Below are 22467 nucleotides of genomic sequence, written 5' to 3'. Positions count from 1 at the left end.
TCACTTGTCCTCGGCAGCAATCGGGGCTTTATCGTTTGCAGCCGGCCGGCCCCAATACGGGTAAAAATTAAACCATTGCAGAGGCGCAATCCGGCAATAGCCTTCCAGTCGCTCGGCATATTGTCTTGCCAGGGCAGCCAAGGCGTGACTACGTTGCGGGCCTCCACGCGGGATGCGGATATTCGCGGCAAATGGCTCGAGATGAATTTTGAATCGTCCGTCTACCGGAAAGCAGAACAGGGTGAAAACCGGACAACGTAACAACGAAGCTAACAGATACGGGCCTTGCGGAAATTCGGCGTCCTCTCCCAGGAAACTCGCCGACACGGTGCGGCTGCCCTGCACCGGCACCCTATCGCCCACCATCACCAAAAACTCGCCGCGCTCGATCTTTTCCTGCAAGGTAATTGCTATCGCCGGACTTAACTCAGTGACTTGAATCAGCTGGATGGTGGCGCTGCCACGGCTGCCGAGCAGGCGGTTAAACTTCTCGGCATGCTTGGTATGCACCAAGATGTTGAGATGGATGTGGCCGCGCACCGTGGCGATGGCCTGACAGATTTCCAGATTGCCGATGTGGCCGGACAGCAGCATGGCGCCGCGCTTTTGGTCGATCAAATCCAGCAGCAGCTGGCGATTGGGAAAATCCACTTGTTCCGGCGTGATATTGCCGGTCCAAACCACAATTTTATCCAGCAAGGTTTCGCCGAAGCTCAAGAAATGCCGGTAACTCTGCCAGAGCCCGCTACCTATGCCCAACTCCGGGTAAAACCCGGCTAAGTGGCGCAAATAGTCCCTCGAAGACTCGCGGGCAAGACGCCCGGCGATAAAGTAGTAACTCACCACCGGCCGCAAAAATAAACGAAATACCCAGCGGCCGAACAGCCGATACACCCATACCAACGCCCGTATGCCCCAAAGCAGGCTGTTTTCCTCCGCGGCGGCCCAATGCCGGGCGGCGGCGTTTGCGGGTTTCATCGGAAATGCCTCAGCAACAGTTTTGGCCAGCGTAACAACATGCCGAAAAATAAACGGGCATGGGTCTGACTTAGCAGCAGATTATCCTCCCAAGCCCGGAAATGTGATAAGCCGTCAAGCGGATAGCGCACTTGGGTGGGAATGGAGATGATCGACACCCCTTGCCAATATAGCCGGACCAAAATCTCGGTATCGAAGCCCATGCGATTTTCCATGGCAATGGTTTGGATTAACTTTGCGGTAGAGGCCAGCGGGTAAACCCGGTAGCCGCACATCGAATCGGGAATGGCCCAAGACAAAGTGTTGATATGCACCCAGACATGGGTCAGATAACGGGCGTAGTAGCGCAGTTTAGGAATCGATGCATCGAAGAGCGCCCGGCCGATGACTACCGCCTCCGGCGCTTGTTCGGCAGCGTTGAGGAATTTATCCAGATCGTTTAAATCGTGTTGACCATCCGCATCGATTTGCAGTGCATGCGAATAACCTTGCGCCAGGGCAGCTAGGATGCCAGATTTTACCACCGCGCCCTTCCCCTGGTTTACCTCAAACCTGATAGTTTGTACCAAGGCATATTGCTCGGCCAAACCACGAATAACCTCGGCGCAGGACGCATCGCTACCATCATCCAGCAACAGACAAGGTAATTGACGAGCAGCCAAACGCTCAACAATCCGGGGGAGCGGCTTTTCGTGGTTGTAGACTGGAATGAGGATGCAGGGCTTAAACAAGGTCGTCATGAAAATAAATTCTACCCGAGCTATATTCGCAGGCTGGCGAACGGTAACAAAATGTCAATTTGCCGGTTTGTTGCAGATAGTGCAATTCCAACTCCAACTCTTGGCCAGGCAACAACAGCTCCTTAAATTTTACCGATTCCATATGACTGAAGGCGCGGGTTAAACTCAGGTACTGGCGGGCATAATGTACCGCCCATTGGATTTGCACGACGCCGGGTACTACCGCAATTTCATCGAAATGACCGTTGAAATAAGTCAGATCTTTGGGAATGCGCAAGGCCAACACCACGCAGTCGGCCTGGATTTGTTTGGCTAGCGTTTCCGGGAACAAAACGCCTGCTTCGCTCCCCTGCACTACTGTACTCAAAAGCTGGCCTTCACTTTGCGGCGCACCGCCATTTCTGCTGCCATCAACAAACCCATCAACACATACGATATACAACCATTATAAAGGCTCCACAACCAGCGGTCGCCGTAGCAAATGGTCAGCAAGGAGATCGCCGCGTTGCCGAGGAAAAAACAGCTCCAAACCAGCGTCACTTTCCGGGTATACAGCACACCATGGGCGGGCAGATCCGGATATTCCAGCCTGGCCAGCCGTTCCACCACTGTCGGCGGATGGATCAAGCTAAAGGAAAACACCGCAAAAAACAGCAGACTGACGAACACCGGATAAGCCAGCAGCCAACCGGCATCGTTAACCAATGCGCCAAGCAACAAGAATAGCGCGCAAGCCAATATCAACCGAGACTCCGCTGCGCCGGCGGATTTGCCGGACTTTTGCAGCCAGTAACGTAGCAAGAATAAGCCGGCGAGCCCCAAGGCCATGGCACGCGGCTGAAAATAATCAGCGGAAAACCAAATCAGAAAGGGATAGCAGACCGTCACTGCGCCGATAATCACATTGAGGATGATTTGCCGAGGCTCTGCTTTGGCTTTTGGGCAAACGCTTGTATCGAGATTTGCCTGGATCTTGGCTGGGATCAGGTTGTTGAGAAAGTCTTTAAACATCCAGCCTATTCAGCGCTGATCCGATACACGGTATCGACCACATCCTGGATGGTACGGGCGTTTTTGAAATCTTCGGGATTGATGCGTTTGCCGGTAATCTCGCGCAGCCTGACCATCAAATCCACCGCGTCTATGCTGTCGATATCCAAATCCTGCCGCAAGTTTGCCTCCAAGGTAATGTCCTCGGCTGCCAGCTCGAACATTTCCGACATCAGTTGTCTTAAGGTGGCGAATACGTCTTCTTGGGTCTTCATACGGGTTTTGTTTCCTATTGCGATACGCTAAAACCGAACAAGGTTTGTTCTGTAACAAATGCTTAACATGTACGATTGAACGCGTATCGGTCGATATTGTATTTTCTTCGGAGCCACGCCAAATCCAAAAGCGTCTCTGCCAACTGTGCAAATAAATTACTACGCCAAGTATGGATTATACCCTGGGTTACGGCAGATCGCTTACGCTGCTAGCAATCGAAATCACGAAACATCGTCCAAACGCCAATACCAGATAGCCCTATCTAGCCGACAAGATCCGCTTTGCTGGCCGCCTATGACTGCTTGAACTAAATTCGGCAACCCATTTTCCGGCAATCCCGGGCCATTCGCCGGCTCGCGTGTCAGTCGCAATTGCCGCCCCGCTCCGCCAGACCTCGCTAGCGTCATCGCCAAAGCCCAGGTGGTTTGGCTGCCGGGCAGATAGGATCGGTAAACTTCCGGCAAAGGCTGTTCATACCAGACCACTAAAACCTGAGGCACATCCAACAGCATGCCGCCAGCTTCCAAAAAGACTGAATACAGCCCTTCCGTGCCGTCGGCCAAAGCCACATAAGGCAGATAACTTGAGCTATGGAAACTGGACAAGCCGGCTATGGCATTGTGCACGCATTGGCTGAAGCGGCTAGGCGAAACATGTTCGCCCGCTGCCAAATCTTCCAGCATCTCGAAATAATATTGGCTTTCGCCGTGGTTCGAGAAAAATACCGATGGCATGTCGCCGTTTTCGTTGCGGCAGCGCCAAGTCACAGCGCAGGCGGCTCTGGCTAAAGGCGACAATCTACGTCTTTGCATTGCCGGTAAAAATCCCACATCGGCATTGCCCTGGTTATACGGCAATATTTCTCCATCCGGCCAGCTATTGAGATTGGGATGCTGCGCCGACTGCCAAAAACACCAGTACTTCAGCGTAAAAGCCAGGCTGCGTTCCAAACCCGTCGCTTCCATGCTGTCGGTCAACTCAACTATCCCAGCGCTGGAAAACCAAGGATGTGTTGATACCGCCGAATGCAAAATTATTGCTGACGATGTAGTCTGCATCGATGTTGCGGCCGTCGTCGGTCAGATAATCCAGCTGCGCGCAACGAGGATCGGGATTGTCAAGATTCAAGTTGGGATGAAACCAGCCTTCGCGCATCATCTGAATCGCCACCATAGCCTCCAAGGCCCCGCATGCGCCCAAGGTATGGCCGGTAAAGCTTTTCAAACTGCTAATCGGCGTGTTGCCGCCAAATACAGCCGCAGTAGCCTGGCTTTCGGCAATGTCGCCCTGTTCGGTGGCGGTACCGTGCGCGCTGATGTAAGCAATTTGATCGGGTTCAAGCTGCGCATCCTGCAAAGCCAGACGCATCACAACTTGCATCGTGTCGGCATTGGGTTGCGTGGCGTGCACACCGTCGGCATTGGTGGCAAACCCGGCAACTTCGGCGTAGATCCGCGCGCCGCGCGCCAACGCGCGTTCCAGTTCCTCCAAAACAAGGGTACAACTGCCCTCGCCTATCACCAAACCGTCGCGGTCACGGTCGAAAGGCCTGGGGGTCAGCTCAGGCTCGGCGTTGCGGGTACTGGTGGCATACAGCGCATCGAACAAAGCGGCTTCGGTGGGACAAAGCTCCTCCGCGCCGCCGGCCAGCATCACATCCTGCAGACCGTATTTGATAGCCTCATAAGCGTAACCTATGCCCTGGCTACCCGAGGTACAAGCGCTGACCGACGGAATGACCCGGCCGCGCACCTGAAAAAACAAGGCCACGTTGGCGCAGGTGGTATGCCCCATCATCTTCAAATAGGTGGTGGCATTCAGATTGCCGATGTCGTGATTGATCAGCATTCTGCCGAAGTCGGCGATAGCGGGCGTCGATCCGACCGACGAGCCGTAGGCTACGCCGGTGCGGCCGCTGCTGATCACCGGATCGCCCAACAAACCGGCATCTATCATGGCCAATTCGGTAGCTCGGGTCGCTAATAAAGAAACACGCCCCATGCTGCGAGTGTTTTTACGGGTGTAATGCGCCGGCAGTGTGAAGTTTTCCACCGGCCCGGCCAGGCGGGTCAGCAGGCCGTTATAAATTTCCCATTCCGGAATGTAACGGATGCCGGATTGCTTTGCCAGAAGTCTGCCGCGTATTTCCTCCCAATCGTTGCCGATGGGCGAAAAGCCGGCCATACCGGTGACAACGACGCGCCGCGTCAACACAAACCTCCGTTAACGGAAATTACTTGGCGGGTAATGTAGCCGGCATCTTCGGACATTAAAAACGCCACCAATGCGGCGACTTCTTCCGGCGTTCCCAAACGCTTGGCCGGCACTGCGGCTAGGGCTTCTTCCAAAGGCAAACCTTCCAACATCTCGGTCTCGATTAAACCTGGGGCCACACAGTTTACGGTGATTTTGCGTTTTGCCAACTCGATTGCCAGGGCTTTAGTGGCGCCTATGATACCGGCCTTGGCCGCGCTGTAATTGACTTGTCCACGGTTACCGACCAAACCAGACACTGAAGACAATGTCACGATACGTCCCGGCTTGCGCCGCTGTATCATCGGCATGACTAGCGGATAGAGAACGTTGTAAAAGCCATCCAGATTACTGCGCAGGACTTGATCCCAATCTTCGCCACTCAGCGCCGGAAAGGCATTGTCTCGTGATAGCCCGGCATTACAGACCACACCGTAATAAGCGCCATTTCCCAGGATGTCGGCTTCCAAACTGTCTTTAGCTGCGCTGCGGTCGGCTAAGTCAAAACTCAGCACCCGAACCTGGCGACCCATCTCGATAATTTGCTCTTGTACTTGCTTTGCTTCATCCAGCCGACTGCGGCAATGAAGGACAATATCGTAGCCTTCGCGAGCAAGGCGCAAGGCAATCGCTTTGCCGATGCCTCGGCTGGATCCCGTGACCAGGATGGTTGGTTGGCTCATATTCCTTTTCCGGCGAGAAATTTTTTTGAATCCTGTGGCAGCAACACATTTAACTTTGAGCTGGCGTTGATATCTTGCCCTGAAATCGTGCAATCAAACACCGACATATCGTTGGCGGCCTCGATAATCTTTTCCGCTCTGACGGTCAACTTTGCACCGCAAGGGAAGCTACCGACCGAGCACTCAAAGTAACGGGTACCCAATAAAAACCCCAATCCTATTGCTTCGCCTCGGCATTTACGGTGGTAACCGGAGTAGGCGGCAATGGCCTGCGCCATGTATTCCAATCCCACCCAGGCCGGCACGTTATCTTCAGCACTGGAAAACAGACCATCGTCGCGGACGTTCAGTTCGGCCACAATATGGTCGTCACCCACTTCCAGCACCCGGTCCAGCAACACCATACGCCCGGACTGAGGTACTAGCGTTTCGATGGGGTAAGGAAAAGCCGCAGGACTGTCAGGGATGTCCAATGAGCAAGGAGACATTGTTTCCGCCGAATGAAAAAGAGTTGCTGAGGCAGTATTGTAGCGGCTTTAGCGACTGGTTTTCCAGCCCGACCAAATTCAGCCTAACCATATCCGGATCAGGCTCGCCATCCCACAGATGCGGGGGCAAACGACTTTCCTGATGTAAATCGGACAGTAGCAACCAGCACAAACCGGCTTCGAGCGCGCCGGCCGCCCCCAAGCAATGGCCGGTAGACGGTTTACTGGAACTGCAAAATGTATCGCTACCGAACAACTGCCCAACCGCCCGATTTTCCATCGCATCGTTTTGCCAGGTTGCTGTACCGTGCAGGTTGATGTAATCAATTTGCTCGGGCTTTAGCCGCGCATCGTCCAGTGCGGCCTGCATCGCCAGATGTGCGCAGCTGCCGTCAGGGCGTGGCGCGGAAATGTGATAGGCATCGGCACTGGCACCGACGCCCAGCAAGGCGATTTCGCCGGGGGCACGGGTCATTAGAAATAAAGCCGCACCTTCGCCTATCATGGTGCCGTCGCGATTTTTACTGAACGGATTGCAAGTGGTTTTGCTGAGGGCACCCAACGCAAAAAAGCCTTCCAGCGTGGTGCGGCATAAACTGTCGGCTCCGCCTACTAAGACCGCATCGCAGACACCCAAGCGCAGCAAGCGGCGCGCCGAGGCCAAGGCATTGGCGCTGGATGAACAGGTCGTGGACACGGTGTAGGCCGGACCACGAATAGCCAGGTAAGCCGCCAAAAACTCCGCCGCACCACCCAGTTCCTGCTGCTTGTAGTGATAGTGGGTTGGCATGCTCCCGGTTTCCCGGAACACTTGCACTGCGGCTTCACCCTCGGCAATCCCGGAAGTGCTGGTGCCGACTACTATACCGACCCGTTCCGCACCGTAACGGGTTATGGCTTTGCAGACCGAAGCCTCAATCTGGCGGAGCGCTGATAGCAGCAAACAGTTGTTGCGGCAATCGTAGTGTTTTAGGTTAGACGGGATAGCCGGTAGTTGAGTTGCCACGCCAAATGCAGGAATGGTCGAGTCCAGCCAGGATGGCGGTACAGGCTTAACCGAATGCCCGGCAAGCCAGCCGGCTAAAATATCCGCCTTGCTGTCGCCCAGGGCGCATACCATGCCTAAATCATGTAAATACAAAAACTACACCGCTCAGGCAGTTTGATACGTTGCCAAGATGGCCTCGATTTTGTTGGCGGACCGCTGTGTCATCGGGTTTTCTTCATCCCAGGCATAGCCGGCCAGGATGGAACAAATCATGGCCTTGACGCTGGCCAACTGATTTTCTTCGAAGATGATTTGTTGGAAACGGCCATCGTACCAGGCCTCCACATAAGCCCGAAATACCTCTATGCCTTTGCGCAAAGCCTGCTCGTATTCGACAGACCAGTTTACCGGCTCGCCGCGTAATTGCCGATCAACCAAGGGCACGGCCAGCGCAGCGGACTTCATCGCGATTGTCACACCCGATGAAAACACCGGGTCCAGAAATTCGCCGGCGTTGCCGAGTAAGGCAAAGCCCTGTCCATACAGTTGCTTGACGTTGGCCGAATACCCGCCGATGGTGTTAGCCGGCGTATCGAAGCAGGCGTCGGCCAACAGTTCAGCGAGCCGAGGTTCCTCCATCGCGATTTCTTTTAGTACGTCCAACGGCTCGCCGCTGCGCTGATCCAGAAAACCGGCTGGCGTCACCACGCCCAGCGAACATCTGCCGTTGCTGAACGGAATTAGCCAATACCAAATCTCATGAAATTTCGGATGTATCGCGATCAGAATTTTATTACGGTCGTAATCGGATACGGTAATCCGATCTTCGATATGGGTGAACAAGGCCCGGCGCGGCGACAAGGATGAAGGCGTTTCCAGGTCCAATAAGCGCGGCAGCACCCGGCCAAAACCACTGGCGTCCAACACCATCGCGGCTGTCCATTCCTTTTGGACACCATTGGCATCGACACTGGTCAGGCGGGCTTGGCCTGGATTACTAAAATCGGCGGCCAGGATAGTTTGTTGATAATGGATAGGCACACCGGCGGTTTCGGCGCTGTCGGCCAATACCTTATCAAAATGCGCTCGGGGTACTTGAAAGGTGGTGCCCCAGCCTGGGCTAAATTTCTGGGTAAAATCGAATTCGGTCAGTTTGCCAGCTCTGGAAAACGCCGCGCCGTTTTTGAACTGAAAGCCTTCCGCCGTCACTGCCGGTAACATGTCGGCGTCTTCCATAAACGCCATGCACTGGGGCAGCAGGCTTTCGCCTATCGAAAAGCGCGGGAACTGTTCTTTTTCCAGAATCACCACCTCGTGGCCGCGTTGTTTCAGCATTTTCGCCGCCACGCTGCCCGAGGGGCCGGCCCCGATTATCAATACATCCGCATCCATTTACTTTCCCGCCCTTTTATCCGGTTAAAATATGTCCAGCAAAATTCAGTAACAGCGGCAAAGCCGTTAAGTTAAATTTGGTGTATTCCTTCTCCCTCGGTACCCAAGGGCATAAATACCCGCAAGGGTGTAAAAGAGAAGGTTAGGATGAGGGAATCAAAATAAGGTAATTGCCTTGTTCAATTCTCCTCACCCCTACCCTCTCCAGCAGGAGAGGGAATTTTTACGACTATCTCTAACTAGTTAGGGAGTTAACTTAGCGGTATTGCCCCAAAAAAATCCCATTCAATGCAGGAAACCCACAAATCTCCGGCCCCACAGACAGCAATCGATTCCAGCCACACAACCCCGTTTGCACTCCACAACGGCCAGATAGTCAGCAGGGGCACTCTATGGGCCGATGTGACAGCTCTTGCAGCGCAATTGCCCGAACGGCCTTATCTGTTCAATTTATGTGAAAACCGCTATCTGTTTTGCATCTGCCTGTTGGCGGCGGCTGCGCGCGGGCAGATTTGCCTGCTTCCGCCCGCGGGACAGATGGCGGTAATCCTGGAAATTCTCCGTGATTATCCCGGCGCGTATATCGCCAGAGAACACGCTCCACAGCAAGCGGGTTTGGATTGGTTCGAAGTAATCCCGCCAAATTCTAAATCCGCTGCTTCTCCACCCCTTTTCGACTGGCAGCGCACCGCCGTGATCGCCTTTACCTCCGGCAGCACCGGCAAACCCAAGCCCTGCCCGCACAGCCTAAATACCTTCAAAATATCTTCCGAAATGGCAGTAAGCAGTCTAGGATTAGCCGAGCAGCAATTATTGATGCTGTCCACTACCCCGCCGCAACACATGTACGGCCTGGAAACCTCGGTATTTTGGCCCTTGTTTTCCCAACTGGTTCTGCACGATGGCCGCCCCTTCTTCGCCGAAGACATCCGCCAATCGATTAAAACCGCGCCGTGGCCTACGCTACTGGCCTCCACGCCCACGCATTTACGTTCCTTAATCAAGACCGAAGCCTCTTGGCACAATCTGGCTGGCATCATTTCCGCCACCGACACTTTATCCGAAAAACTGGCCGGCGAAACCGCGGCAATTTTAGGGCAATCGCCGCGCGAAATCTATGGCAGCACCGAAACCCTGTCGTTTGCCAGCCGCGAGACCTTGCGGGAAAACCTTTGGCTGCCTTACTCAGGCTGCCGCTTGACCCAAGATAAAAAAGGACAGACTTGTCTGGAATCCGCGCATTTGCCGCATGCAGTACCGCTGCAAGACAGCGTGCAAATCGAAGCCGACGGTCGTTTCGCCGTATTGGGCCGCGATCAGGATATGGTGAAAATCGGCGGTAAACGCGCCTCTTTAACCGAACTGAATCGCCGATTGAAAGACATCGACGGCGTGGAAGATGGCTTCTGCTTTATCCAGGAAAATGGTCGATTGGCCGCTGTTGTGATTAGTCAAATAACCAAGCAGGCGATTAAGCTGGGATTACAGCCGTATCTGGACGAAGTATTTCTGCCGCGCAAAATTCATTTCGTTACGGAGATTCCCCGCAACCAGACAGGTAAACTTGCAAAAAGCGAACTGGAAAAGCTATTAGCGGGTTTGGATGAACGCAACTGAAATGCCGCTCTTTCAGTGTAATCGGCCACAAACCCCCGACTGATTAGATGCAAGGTCATTGGCATGGCTTAAGCATCTTGATAATCGGGAACAGTCATATACCAAGCTAACCGGTTGGATAACACTTCAAAGTTGTATGCCACGACCTACCTGCGGGCAACATTAGTCAATCGTGGCGCCTTGCGTCAGCCGGCAATTTATCGAATAAGGGATTTTTGGCGATGCCGTAATGCTCCGGATAATACACGGCCGCCAGGTGCAAGCCATGCGGAGGCGAAGTCATCGCCGCTTGGGAGCGGTCCTGGACCACCAGCAATTCCTTCGTCCACTGTACAGGCCTTCGGCCCATGCCGATCTCCATCAAGACCCCGGCGACATTCCTGACCATATGGTGTAAAAAAGCGTTAGCGCACAGATCGATGATCACCCGCTGCTCGTCTCGATAGACATCAATGAAATGCATCAGGCGATTGGGGCTGACCGACTGACAGCTCTGGGCCCGAAACGAGGAAAAATTGTGTTCGCCCAGCAGGGCTTGCGCAGCCTGATGCATCGCTCGCTCGTCCAAGGGTTGGTAACACCAGGTAGCCTGAGTCCTTAACAGCGCCGACTTCATCGGCCGATTCAGAATTACATACCGATAAGCCCTGGCTATGGCGCTGTAACGCGCATGAAAGTCGCCCTGGGCAGGCTGGGCCCAAGTGATACGAATATCGTCCGGCAATTGACTGTTGCCACCCATTAGCCACGCATGCATATCGCGCTCGATCTGGCAATCAAAATGCACCACTTGTTCCAGTGCATGCACGCCGGCATCGGTACGTCCGGCGCAAAGCACGGTAATAGGCTGATTGGCGATTTTGCTCAAGGCTGCTTCCAGCCGGCCCTGTACGGTTGCTCTGCCTTCCTGCCATTGCCAGCCGGCATAGGCACTGCCGTCGTATTCGATGCCTAAAACGATGCGCGGCATATCAGTGACTGACTATTCATGAATCCATACCCGGCAACCCACAGCAACCTGCTCGAATAATGCAATGACGTCGGCGTTTAGCATACGCACACAACCGTGCGATTCCGGCTTGCCTTGCATCAATTCATCCGGCGTGCCGTGAATGTAGATGTAGCGCCAGGTGGAATCGACATCGCCATAGCGGTTTTTACCTGGTTCCAAGCCGCCCAACCAGAGAATACGGCTGAGTATCCAATCGCGTTTCGGATGCTGCAAGGCCAATTCCGGTGTATAGATTTCGCCGGTCGGCCGGCGGCCGGCCAGTACGCTGTTGATAGGCAGGCCGGCACCGATTTTGGCGCGGATTTTATGCCAACCGGTCGGTGTGCAGTAACTGCCTTTCTTTTCGCCGAGGCCATTTTTAGCGGTAGAGACCGGAAACTCAGCCAGCACCGCGCCGCTATCTAATAAACGCAGGCCTTGCTCGGCAATGGAGATGTCTATGTAGCTAGCTGTAGCGGCGAATTCATTCGCCGATTTAGACAACTTGTCAGAGGCGAGTGAATTCGCCTCTAAAGAATATCGGATCATTTCACAAACAAGGCTATCGATTCGACATGCGCGGTTTGCGGGAACATGTCCATCACGCCCGCCTTGACCAGTTTGTAACCCAGCTCGTTTACCAAAATCCCGGCATCGCGGGCCAAAGTGGACGGATTGCAGGATACATAAACAATGCGCTCCGGCCGCCAATGTTTCAAATTGTGCAGCACTTCCGAGGCGCCGGCCCGTGACGGGTCCAGCAACACCTTGGTAAACTTTTGCTTTGACCAGGGCTGGTCTTTCAGATCCTTGGTCAAATCGGCAACGTGAAACTCGACATTGTCCAGATTATTCAACTTGGCGTTCTCGCGTGCGTGCTTAACCAGCGGTAGGTCGCCTTCCACCCCCACGACCTGCCCGGCTTGAGTCGCCAGCGGCAACGTAAAGTTGCCCAAACCGCAGAATAAATCCAGAACCCTGTCGTCCTTGGTCAATTCCAGCGCAGCCAAGGCCCGCGTCACCATTTTTTGATTGATCTGGTAATTGACCTGGGTAAACATCGCCGGGCGGAAATTGAATTTAACCCCCTGCTCAGCTAAGGCATAACTCGGGATCACTTCCGGCTCGCCGTCCAGCGGGACGATAGTGTCCGGGCCTTTTGGCTGTAAACAAATGCTGACCTGATGCTGATGGGCAAATTCGCGCATTCTTTGCTTATCCGCGTCTGTGGGCGGTTCCAGCACGCGAAACGCCAGTACGCATTCGGTGTCGCCAATCGCGACTTCAATTTGCGGAATTTTGTCTTTCACCGTCAAACCGGCAATCATCTCGCCTAGTGCAATCAATTTTTCGCCGACGATGGGATTCATCACCTTACAGCTTTCGAGTTCAGCCAGAAACGGATTGCGCCGTTCCCGGAAGCCCACTAAGACCCTATTCTTTTTTGCCACCCATTTCACGCCCATCCGGGCTTTGCTGCGATAACCCCAGTGTGGGCCGGTCAGGGCCTCCCAAATTTGCGGAATTTCAACTTTGCCGATGCGGCGGAACTGGTCGCGAAGTAAATCTTCTTTAAAGTTGATCTGCTCGGCGTCGTCGACGTGTTGAAAACTGCAACCGCCGCAACTGCCGAAGTGCGGACAAGCCGGCTCAACCCGATGTTCGGAACGGCTGAGCAAATTAACTACCTTGCCTTCCGCATAATCCTTGCGGCTGTCGGTGTAGACAAACTCCAGCGTTTCGCCGGGCAAGGCTTCGTCGATAAATACGACTTTACCATTGACATGGCTGACGCCACGGCCATCGTGGGAGAGAGATTCTATGGTAACGGTGACGGGATCTAGCGGGAGTTTTTTCTTGTGGGCCATTATGAAATTTGCTTCGAGTTACTGCGATTCGGGTTAGCCCCGATGATAAATCGGTCAGGGAATGCAATTGCGCCCCTGACCTGGTTTGCCGGTCAAGTCGGAAAAATACCAGTGGATAAATAGCGGTCACCGCGATCGCAGACAATGGCCACGATCAAGGCATTTTCAACTTGTTGGGATAATTGCAACGCCGCGTAAACGGCACCGCCGGACGATACACCGGCAAAAATGCCCTCTTCCGCCGCCAAAGCGCGCGTGGTGTTTTCCGCATTTAGTTGATTGACTTCGATGATGCTATCCACGCGCACCGAGTCGTATATCTTGGGTAAATATTCCTTCGGCCATCGACGAATGCCGGGGATTTTCGAGTCGCCTTCCGGTTGTACACCGATGATTTGAATCGCGGGATTTTGTTCTTTCAAATAGCGAGATGTGCCCATGATGGTACCGGTAGTACCCATGGAACTGACGAAATGGGTAATTTTGCCCTGCGTGTCGCGCCAGATTTCCGGACCTGTGCCTTCGTAATGCGCCAAAGGATTATCGGGGTTGGCGAATTGATCCAGAATTCGCCCCTCGCCGCGCGCTTCCATGGCTCGAGCCAAATCGATAGCGCCTTCCATGCTGGCTTTAGCCGGCGTTAGGATGATTTCCGCGCCATAGGCTTTCATCGATGCAATACGCTCGGCGCTCATATTATCCGGCATGATCAAAGTCATTTTGTAGCCTTTAATTGCCGCCGCCATCGCCAGGGCAATGCCGGTATTGCCACTGGTGGCTTCGATCAAGCAGTCGCCGGGCTTGATCTCGCCGCGCGCCTCGGCGTGTTGAATCATACTTAAGGCCGGCCGGTCTTTAACCGAACCGGCCGGATTGTTGCCTTCCAGCTTGACCAAAATGGTATTGCCGCCAGCAACCGGCAGGCGTTGCAAACGGACTAATGGCGTATTTCCGACAAAAGACTCTATGGTTGGGAAGTTCATGACTTTAACATCCGGTTAAGGTTACGGCGGCGATTATAGCAAGTTCCGCACCTCAAGCGCCGCTGTAACCCAAGGCCAAAAAATTTCATTTATAATCGACTGACCGCAATCGAACCAGCAGCCGACATGGAATCCATCGATCTAACTAGTCCCGAGCTTTATATCAACCGCGAGCACAGCTTGCTGGAGTTCAACTTTCGGGTGCTCGCTCAAGCCCTGGACGAAACGCTACCCCTATTGGAAAGGCTGAATTATTTATGCATTTCTTGTTCCAATCTGGACGAGTTCTACGAAGTACGCGTCGCCAGTTTGATACAAATGGCGGAAATGGACCCCAATCTGGTCAGTTCCGACGGCTTAACCATTAACGAACAGTTCGAAAAAATCTCAATCAAAGCGCACGAACTGGTCGCCGAACAATATCGGGTGCTTAATGAGGTACTGATCCCCTGCCTGGAAACCGAAAATATTCGCTTCCTGCGGCGTGATCGTTGGAGCCCCGCGCAAAAAGTCTGGCTGGAAAAATATTTCAACGAAGAATTACTACCGATTCTGACCCCGGTAGGACTGGATTCCGCCCATCCGTTTCCGCGCATCCTAAACAAAAGTTTAAATTTCATCATCTCTCTGACCGGCAAGGATGCGTTCGGCCGCAACAGCGGCCGGGCGATTTTGCAGGCACCGCGCGCGTTGCCGCGTATCGTGCAATTACCAGTCACCGATACCGATAGCGGGCCATACGATTTTGTATTTCTTTCCTCCATCATTCACGCTTTCGTCAATGAATTGTTCAACGGCATGATGGTGAAGGGTTGTTATCAATTCCGGGTGACACGCAACAGCGACTTTTTCGTCGACGACGATGCGATTGACGACTTGATGCTGGCCGTGGAAGGCGAGTTGGCGATGCGCAATTACGGCGACGAAGTGCGACTGGAAATCGACGGCAATTGCCCGGAAGAAACCGTCAACTTCCTGTTGGCGCGTTTTGATTTAAAACACGACCGTTTATTTTTGGCTAACGGTCCGGTCAATTTGAGCCGTATCCAAACCATTTTGAACATGGTCGAAAGACCTGATCTGAAATTTACGCCGTTCAAATCCAGTGTGCCTTCGGCGCTTGGGCGCAATAAAGACATTTTTGCCAGTATCCGTAAGCAGGATATTTTATTGCACCATCCTTACGAATCCTTCTCGCCGGTGGTGGATTTTATTCGTCAGGCAGCTGCCGATCCGGATGTGTTGGCCATCAAACAAACGCTATACCGGACCGGTGTGGACTCGCCCATCGTCGCTGCACTGATCAAGGCCGCCCGCGCCGGTAAAGAAGTCACGGTCGTCATCGAGCTGCGGGCGCGTTTCGATGAAAAAGACAATATTGGTCTGGCCGCCAAACTCCAAGAAGCGGCGGCCCATGTGGTGTACGGCGTGGTCGGATATAAAACCCATGCCAAGATGTGCATGGTCTTGCGCAAGGAAGGCGCCACTCTGCGCAATTACGTGCATTTGGGCACCGGCAACTATCACCCGAAAACCGCCCGACTTTATACCGACTACGGCCTGTTTACCTGCGAAAAAGAACTGGGCGAAGACGTGCGCCGGGTATTTATGCAATTGACCAGTCTAGGCAAAGTGAGCAAATTGAATAAGCTGCTGCAATCGCCGTTTACGCTGCATCACGGCATCATGAAGATGATCGATAGGGAAATTGAAAATGCCAAGAAAGGCAAGCCGGCGAAAATAGTTATCAAGGTCAATGCCGTGGTTGAGGAGCAGGCCATACAAGCCCTGTACCGCGCATCGCAAGCCGGCGTGGAAATCAAAATGATCGTGCGCGGCGTCTGCTGTTTGCGGCCGGGCGTACCCGGTGTTTCCGAGAATATTGAAGTACGCTCCATCGTCGGCCGCTTTCTGGAACACACCCGCATCTATGCGTTTTGCAACGGCGGCGACTGGGCGGTTTACGCGTCCAGCGCCGATTTGATGAACCGCAATATGTTCCGCCGCGTGGAAGTCTGTTTCCCTATCGCCGACAAACGGATTGCCGAACGGATCCTTAACGACCTGGATGCGTATCTCAGGGATAACGCCCAAGCCTGGCAATTGCAAAGTGACGGCCAATACCGGCATTTGCGCGCCGAAGGTCAAGCTGTTTATCAAGTACAAACCGAACTGCTCAAAGCGTTTTGCGGATAGAGAAAGCCATGAGCCAAAAACCCCGCCAAATTCGGCAAGTGGTGTTGGATACCGAAACTACCGGTATCAATCCCAAGGAAGGTCACAAGATTATTGAAATTGGCTGCGTGGAACTGATTAACCGGCGTTTGACCCGCAACCATTTTCATGTGTACCTGAATCCGGATCGGGAAATCGATGCCGGCGCTATTGAAGTGCATGGCATTACCAACGAATTTTTAAAGGATAAACCCCGCTTCGCCAATGTCGTCGAAGACTTTATGCGCTTTACCCAAGGCGCGGAGCTGATTATTCACAATGCACCGTTTGACGTCGGTTTCTTGAATCACGAATTGGCTTTGTTAGCCGGCGAACCCCGTCGCGTCGAAACGAATAGCACCGTATTCGATACCTTGGCTTACGCCCGGAAAAAACACCCCGGCGCCCGGAACAGTCTGGATGCTTTATGTAAACGCTATGGCATAGACAACAGTCACCGCGAGTTACACGGCGCTTTACTCGACGCCGAGATCCTGGCCGAAGTCTATTTATTAATGACCGGAGGCCAGGCTTCCTTGCTGGATGAAGGTGATCATACCGGCAATGGTAACGAACAGCCTATCGTACGTCTGTCGGCCGACAGACCGCCGTTAAAAATCATTGCATGTAGTAGCGAAGAGGAACAGGCCCACCAACAGCGCCTAGCAAAAATAGCCAAAGTCAGCGGCAATTGTTTGTGGCAACAGTAAGTTGGGTATATTTAGACACCCTGCTTTCAAAATCCCCAGAACTCGGTGTCTTCAAATGAAAAAAGTGGGGCACTGGGTGGTGGTTCGATGACCAACTCGCGAAGAGGCATGGGTTTGTGTACGCCGTAGCCTTGCGCAAAATCGACGCCTATGGTTTTTAAAACCTCTCTAATCTCGGCGTTTTCGACGTATTCAGCAATGGTTGCTAAACCCAGGGAATGAGCGATTTCGTTCATGGATTTCACTATCGCTATATCGGCCTTACTATTTAAAATATCTTTAACAAAAGCCCCGTCAATTTTCAAGTAATCGATATTTAAATTCTTCAGATAGGAGTATGAAGAATAGCCTGACCCGAAATCATCCAGGGAAAATTTGCAATCAAACTGCTTGATTGCTTTGATGAAACTATTTGTTAAATAGAAGCTTTCCGCAGCAACCGTTTCAGTCACTTCAAAAATCAGCTTATTAGTCGGCACACTGGTCGACTCTAAAATACCTTTAAGAAACCCCAAAAACTCTGCACTGTTGATGGATTGCCCGGATAAATTAATGGCAAACCCATCGATATGATCGAAATAATGTCTATTGTTCTCAATCCACAACAGTACATTGGTAATTACCCACTGATCTATTTCTGGCATGCGCTTACAGCGTTCCACGGCCGGTATGAAATGGTCGGGCGGAATAATATTATCGTTTTCGTCCTTAATGCCGAGCAGAATTTCGTAATGTTGATGACTGGCACTGGTTTCGTCTACGGCGGTAATCATTTGGCAACGCAAAAATAACCTATTCTCGGAAAACACCTTGTCAATATTGCCTATCCATTCGTATATTTTATTTTGACGCTTTAAATTCTCGTCATCATTCGTAAAAAGCAATACATTATTCGGACCGGAACGTTCCGCAGACATACTGGCGGCATCAGCGTTTTGCAACAACTCATTAACATCGAAATTGTTCTGTTCGAACGGCACCAAGCCGATGCTCACACCAATGGTATAGCTTTTCTCTTGCCATTGAAATCGAGATTCGCTGATGACTTTTAACAGTTTCTTGGTTAAATCATAAGCGGTTTGCGCAGTACAATCTTTTAACAGCACCGCAAACGATTTATCGCCGATTCGCGCGAATAAATCGCAATCGCGCAACTGCTCGCTGATTAAATGCGTGAGGGTTTTTAAGAATTGTTTGCCGCCCGTGACACCGCAAACGTTGGTAATGACTCGAAAATCCAATACCTCTATATGACACAATATATGGCCGGTGCTGTCGAGTTTAACTAGCTCGACTTTTAGCTGTTTAATAAACTCGTCCTTGGTAAGCAAGTCGGTTTCCGCGTCGTGCGTTGCGTTATAAATCAGCTTGCTATGCATGTTTTGCAACATTTGATTGGTCGCGCGATCCATTAAAGGCACGTCCAGGCTTTCTATTCTATTAGCCCCGCCATTTTCTAAAAGTAATGCTAATTCGCTCTTACTAAGTTCTAACTTAGTTAGTCCATCGCGGTTAACAAAAACACAAATCGGTAAAACATCCCCTATCCAGACCAGTTTCATAGGTTCAAAACCTTCCGAACCTCTATAAATTATCAGCCATTCTCCGACCTGTAGTTGTGCAACTTGTACCGCCCATTCAGATTCTATAATGTCCTGCGTAGATTTCGGTGCCGGAATTCTGATGGTGTCCATCGGTTTCCTAACTTTTGGCACCCCGCTGCCTACCAGCAAAGCAAATAACTCCTCAATAACATTATCGCGTTTGAATAAATTAGGACAAACCGCGCCTAAATTATCCTCGATAAATTTAAGTGTGGTGTGAATGCTGACCGATTGCATATTAAGAAATGAATCTTGCTCGTAAAGCCAAAATAGCAAATCGTCAATAACCTTGAGATAGGAGGTTTTTTCTTCGGGATTAGCTTCCTTGTTTAACTCGGCAATCACTAACAGGTCTTGCCATCCAGCCCCAAGGAGCGTGGGTATGATCGATGGTACGGAGCGGCCGGCTATGCGCTTATCGACTTCCTGCTGAATAGTCAGCCTTGCCATCTCCAGTTTTTGTTGGCCTTCGTAGGGCTCTATGATGCGCTTAATGTTGGTGTCATTGGATTTGGTCAATTTTTTTGCGACGTCATCCAGCTCATGTTCGACTTCTGCGAAGACGTTAGGATTGCTTATAGACTCAGCGGAAATCCGCGCAATCGCTTTTTCTACAGTATTTTTTATATTGGTATTTTTGATTACTCGATTACTTTTAATCGCAGGTTCCAAAATAGCCAGTTGATTAAGTATTTTGCGAGCAGGATGCGATTCGGAATCCAGAAAATCATTACCTTGCATGGGCAATGACAACAAAGGTAAATGAATACTTTCCAAATAATCTTTAATGTCTGTAGAAAACTCAAGCTCACCGAACAAGGCATCAAAAAACTTGCCATATAACTCAAGACGCTGAACGTCGTTTGCTGCCAATGATTTTGCTTCAGGACTATCCGCCTGTAATTTATCGGTAAGGCTTTTTTGGAGTGCGCTGGTATCTAAATGAGGGGCGGATTTCGCCGCGATATCCTTTTGAATTTTAGCAATTGCAACTAAAACCTCCTCGGGGTTAAAGACCGGTAGATGATGACTAAGCGGCTGACTGTTTTCCTCGCGTCTGGTATCCGTAGGTACGTTAATTGTTTCGCTTAAAAGATTGAGTAATTTTCCAGTAACTTGGGTTAAAGGTTGGATAGATTTGTGAACGGCAAGTGGTTCCGCATCCAAATAATCATTGAAATATACATGATTTTTGTCGCTATTTTTAGCATCAAAAGCCGGGCCGCTCTGCTTACTATGAACCGGCATTACCAACCGCGCCGATTCAAATTTCGTTAAAGTCGCGGCTGCTTGCTTGTAAAAATTCGGTAGTTCGATAATTAAGGTTTTCTCGAAGCAATTATAAATTGCCTTTTTTATATTGCACCCTAATTCCAGCTGTAAGAATATTTCCCTAAAACTATCGCATAAAACCGCTGGACCGATTGGGTTATTGACCGTATTGTCAAATACCCCAAACACTCTGCATAACTCTCTAACTAATAGACTAAGCTCGTCGTCAAAATAGTTTTTAAGCTTCCTGATAGAGGCCGCCATATTCAACCAGTCTTCAAAGTCGTCTTTTTCGATTAGCGAAAGCGACTCATGATATAAGGCGTCTATGTTTTTTTCACTGTCACCAGAAATATAATCTACCTGATATATAACCGAACAACAAAATTCACTACTAATAATCTCTCTGTTCAGCTTTAGAGTAGTAATTAAATCATCGAACGCCGACTGAGTGGAAAAAAACTCGGAATGCGCATTCGCGGCATCCATACAGTCGCCAAGCGAGTCAAAAAACCTATCTACTAGTAAGGGTAAGCTTTCTATTAGAAATTGTTTAAATATGTTTTTAAAGTTTTCTTGATTTAAATTGTCCGGCGAAGTATCTATATTGTCATGAGTTGAGGCGAGCGATCCAACACTTGCTATTTTTCGCAAAGCATTGAACGTAGTGGCGGGCATCTGTTCAGTGACAACGCCTACCCCCGTAGAGCCGATATGCGTTATTTGCGCATCTACTTCAAAAGTTTTTAGCTCAAACTCTAGTTGAATAGAAAAGCGGATTTTTATATTTTTATCTAATACAATCTGCGGATGATTTTTATCAAAAACCAGATAAAATCCACCGCTACAAAAATCCAGAATACGGCATTCCAACGGATGAGTTTGGTCGATTATCAACAAAGCCTTTAGATCAATCGCATACCTGATGTAGCGACGTCGTTTGCTTTTTTTAATACTAGCAGACATAAATCAGATGAAATAGTAACAAACTACCGTAGTAATAGACACCGACCCAATTCTTTAAACACGGTCGTTGTAAACTCCGAAAATAGATTATTTGAAATTATCTAACGGAGCGGAAATGTATTTATTTAAGCACCATCTATCTAACGACAATACTGGTGTGGATACTATACCACGACAAACCGGAGTGTACTCCCGCTAGCAGTCCAGTTTAGACCACTTCCGGCGAATATTTTGCTTATGGTGAGCGCACGCTCGGCTTAAATGGCTAACGGCTTATCGCCAAGAGTCATAACACCACCCTATTCAACGGGTTCAAGGACTCACAACACTACCGGTGTTTTAGAACAACCGTTCGCTCGGTTTGCGAGTGATTTTACTTGCCGATTGCCTCTGAGTTTGGGATAAATGAAACAATCCTACAACCCAATAAAACCCAAACTTGAAATCTATGAATCACTGGCTGATGAAATCAGAGCCCGATACCTTCGGCATCGACGACTTGTTTAACCGACCCGAACAAACCGAGCATTGGGACGGGGTGCGCAACTACCAAGCACGGAACATGATGCGCGATGATATGAAAATCGGCGATCAAGTGTTTTTTTACCATTCCAACTGCGACGAACCGGGTATCGTCGGCATCATGCAAGTGGTGCGCGAATCCTATCCCGACTTTACCGCTTTCGACCCGGACGACAAGCACTTCGATCCAAAAAGCAATCCGGACAAACCCACCTGGTATATGGTCGATGTAAAGTTCGTCAGAAAGCTATCGCGTAATATCAGTCTGCGTGAATTGAAACTGAAAACCGAACTAGCCGATCTGGCTTTGCTGCGCAGAGGGAACCGCCTGTCTATCATGCCGGTGAATGCCGAACAATGGGCGTTTATTTTGAGTTTGGAGTAAATCTAAGCATTGGCAGGGTTTAGTTCTACGCTCATTACGGTTACTCGGTGGTTGCGATAATATTCGTCGGTCAAAGCAGTCCAGCCCAGTTTTTTATAAAAATCAGCTTGATCCGGCGTGAACAGATAGAGTTTGGCAACGCCGGCTGTCTTGGCTTGCAGCATGACATGTTTTACCAACTTTGCGCCTATGCCCTTCCGGCGGAATTCGGGGGCCACATAAACGCTGGCTAACCATGGCGTCAGTTCGGGGCGGGTATCCATGTCGCTTTCTATGATGGCTGCGGAGCCGGCCAGCTGGTCTTCATGTTTATAGATAAAGGTGCTGGGGATTAGTGCGCTGCTCAAATATGCTTGCATTCTATCGATGCGCTGTTCCAGGGTTTGGCCGGGATTGAGATCGGCCCATTCGGCTTGGTGCCATTTTGCTAGAGTTGGGATTTGGTGGGGTTCTTGGGAGAGGTTGAGGATATTCAATTCCATCGGAGACTTCGTAATAACTATTAGGTGTCGCTATCGCGACGGCTCTATTTAATGTCGGGTCTCGG

The 22467-nt window shown here is 51.1% G+C and carries 21 protein-coding genes; 4 read left to right on the top strand and 17 right to left on the bottom strand.

Translation table 11 applies throughout. The features are described from left to right. The 11 genes from A1332_RS09220 to A1332_RS09170 all read right to left on the bottom strand — a co-directional run bounded on the left by A1332_RS09220 (position 1) and on the right by A1332_RS09170 (position 8788). A complete protein-coding gene (locus A1332_RS09220; RefSeq protein WP_064008202.1) occupies positions 1 to 978 on the bottom strand; it encodes a lipid A biosynthesis acyltransferase in 978 nt (325 codons plus the stop codon). Further along, complete coding sequence (locus A1332_RS09215) at positions 975 to 1718, bottom strand: glycosyltransferase family 2 protein (RefSeq protein WP_064008201.1); 744 nt, start codon at positions 1716 to 1718, stop codon at positions 975 to 977. Before A1332_RS09215 ends, A1332_RS09220 begins: the two co-directional genes overlap by 4 nt. Then, positions 1702 to 2085, bottom strand: a complete 384-nt coding sequence (locus A1332_RS09210) for an AMP-dependent synthetase (protein ID WP_064008200.1) — start codon at positions 2083 to 2085, stop codon at positions 1702 to 1704. Before A1332_RS09210 ends, A1332_RS09215 begins: the two co-directional genes overlap by 17 nt. Then, positions 2082 to 2729, bottom strand: a complete 648-nt coding sequence (locus tag A1332_RS09205; RefSeq protein WP_082879616.1) for a hypothetical protein — start codon at positions 2727 to 2729, stop codon at positions 2082 to 2084. Before A1332_RS09205 ends, A1332_RS09210 begins: the two co-directional genes overlap by 4 nt. A gap of 5 nt (positions 2730 to 2734) precedes the next feature. Next, entirely contained in the window at positions 2735 to 2983 is a 249-nt protein-coding gene (locus A1332_RS09200; protein ID WP_064008199.1) for an acyl carrier protein, read from the bottom strand. Positions 2984 to 3205: 222 nt separating this feature from the next. Beyond that, positions 3206 to 3961 (bottom strand): beta-ketoacyl synthase chain length factor, encoded by a 756-nt coding sequence (locus tag A1332_RS09195; RefSeq protein WP_064008198.1) that lies wholly within the window; start codon positions 3959 to 3961, stop codon positions 3206 to 3208. Between the two features lies 1 nt (position 3962). Then, a complete protein-coding gene (locus A1332_RS09190) occupies positions 3963 to 5198 on the bottom strand; it encodes a beta-ketoacyl-ACP synthase (protein ID WP_082879615.1) in 1236 nt (411 codons plus the stop codon). After that, complete coding sequence (gene fabG, locus A1332_RS09185) at positions 5192 to 5920, bottom strand: 3-oxoacyl-ACP reductase FabG (RefSeq protein WP_064008197.1); 729 nt, start codon at positions 5918 to 5920, stop codon at positions 5192 to 5194. The genes A1332_RS09190 and fabG overlap by 7 nt, the downstream gene beginning before the upstream one ends. Continuing rightward, positions 5917 to 6408, bottom strand: a complete 492-nt coding sequence (locus A1332_RS09180) for a hotdog family protein (RefSeq protein ID WP_064008196.1) — start codon at positions 6406 to 6408, stop codon at positions 5917 to 5919. Before A1332_RS09180 ends, fabG begins: the two co-directional genes overlap by 4 nt. Beyond that, entirely contained in the window at positions 6380 to 7528 is a 1149-nt protein-coding gene (locus A1332_RS09175; RefSeq protein ID WP_064008195.1) for a beta-ketoacyl-ACP synthase, read from the bottom strand. The genes A1332_RS09180 and A1332_RS09175 overlap by 29 nt, the downstream gene beginning before the upstream one ends. A 33-nt stretch (positions 7529 to 7561) precedes the next feature. Beyond that, positions 7562 to 8788, bottom strand: a complete 1227-nt coding sequence (locus A1332_RS09170) for an NAD(P)/FAD-dependent oxidoreductase (RefSeq protein WP_064008194.1) — start codon at positions 8786 to 8788, stop codon at positions 7562 to 7564. Positions 8789 to 9190: 402 nt separating this feature from the next. On the opposite strand from A1332_RS09170, the gene A1332_RS09165 reads away from it, so the two are divergent. Next, on the top strand, positions 9191 to 10405 hold the full coding sequence (locus A1332_RS09165) for an AMP-binding protein (protein WP_231890251.1): 1215 nt from the start codon (positions 9191 to 9193) through the stop codon (positions 10403 to 10405). Between the two features lie 166 nt (positions 10406 to 10571). Here A1332_RS09165 and truA read toward each other — a convergent pair whose 3' ends face one another. From truA to cysM, 4 genes are all read right to left on the bottom strand, one after another. Then, a complete protein-coding gene (truA, locus tag A1332_RS09160; protein WP_064008193.1) occupies positions 10572 to 11375 on the bottom strand; it encodes a tRNA pseudouridine(38-40) synthase TruA in 804 nt (267 codons plus the stop codon). Positions 11376 to 11387: 12 nt separating this feature from the next. Continuing rightward, the gene (locus A1332_RS09155) at positions 11388 to 11900 is read right to left on the bottom strand and encodes a L,D-transpeptidase (protein WP_064008242.1); all 513 of its coding nucleotides are present in this window, start codon (positions 11898 to 11900) and stop codon (positions 11388 to 11390) included. 41 nt (positions 11901 to 11941) lie between these two features. Next, positions 11942 to 13264 (bottom strand): 23S rRNA (uracil(1939)-C(5))-methyltransferase RlmD, encoded by a 1323-nt coding sequence (gene rlmD, locus A1332_RS09150; protein ID WP_064008192.1) that lies wholly within the window; start codon positions 13262 to 13264, stop codon positions 11942 to 11944. A gap of 92 nt (positions 13265 to 13356) precedes the next feature. Further along, positions 13357 to 14247 (bottom strand): cysteine synthase CysM, encoded by an 891-nt coding sequence (cysM, locus tag A1332_RS09145; protein ID WP_064008191.1) that lies wholly within the window; start codon positions 14245 to 14247, stop codon positions 13357 to 13359. 126 nt (positions 14248 to 14373) lie between these two features. Between cysM and ppk1 the strand changes: the two genes are divergently transcribed. Next, a complete protein-coding gene (ppk1, locus tag A1332_RS09140) occupies positions 14374 to 16443 on the top strand; it encodes a polyphosphate kinase 1 (RefSeq protein ID WP_064008190.1) in 2070 nt (689 codons plus the stop codon). 8 nt (positions 16444 to 16451) lie between these two features. Next, positions 16452 to 17171 (top strand): DNA polymerase III subunit epsilon, encoded by a 720-nt coding sequence (gene dnaQ, locus A1332_RS09135; protein WP_197491428.1) that lies wholly within the window; start codon positions 16452 to 16454, stop codon positions 17169 to 17171. Between the two features lie 26 nt (positions 17172 to 17197). On the opposite strand, the gene A1332_RS09130 is transcribed toward dnaQ, so the two are convergent. After that, positions 17198 to 21013 (bottom strand): DUF1631 family protein, encoded by a 3816-nt coding sequence (locus tag A1332_RS09130; protein WP_064008189.1) that lies wholly within the window; start codon positions 21011 to 21013, stop codon positions 17198 to 17200. A 448-nt stretch (positions 21014 to 21461) separates the two neighbouring features. Here A1332_RS09130 and A1332_RS09125 point away from each other — a divergent pair, with 448 nt between their 5' ends. After that, the gene (locus A1332_RS09125; protein WP_064008188.1) at positions 21462 to 21920 is read left to right on the top strand and encodes an EVE domain-containing protein; all 459 of its coding nucleotides are present in this window, start codon (positions 21462 to 21464) and stop codon (positions 21918 to 21920) included. Between the two features lie 2 nt (positions 21921 to 21922). Here A1332_RS09125 and A1332_RS09120 read toward each other — a convergent pair whose 3' ends face one another. After that, positions 21923 to 22402 carry a GNAT family N-acetyltransferase gene (locus A1332_RS09120; RefSeq protein WP_231890250.1) on the bottom strand — a complete coding sequence of 160 codons (480 nt, stop codon included), beginning with the start codon at positions 22400 to 22402 and terminating at the stop codon, positions 21923 to 21925. Between the last annotated feature and the right edge of the window lie 65 nt (positions 22403 to 22467).

It is taken from the genome of Methylomonas methanica, assembly GCF_001644035.1.
Taxonomy (GTDB): Bacteria; Pseudomonadota; Gammaproteobacteria; order Methylococcales; family Methylomonadaceae; genus Methylomonas; species Methylomonas methanica_A.
The sequence above is the reverse complement of the archived record's forward strand: the minus strand, read 5'-3'. Positions and strand labels throughout refer to the sequence as shown.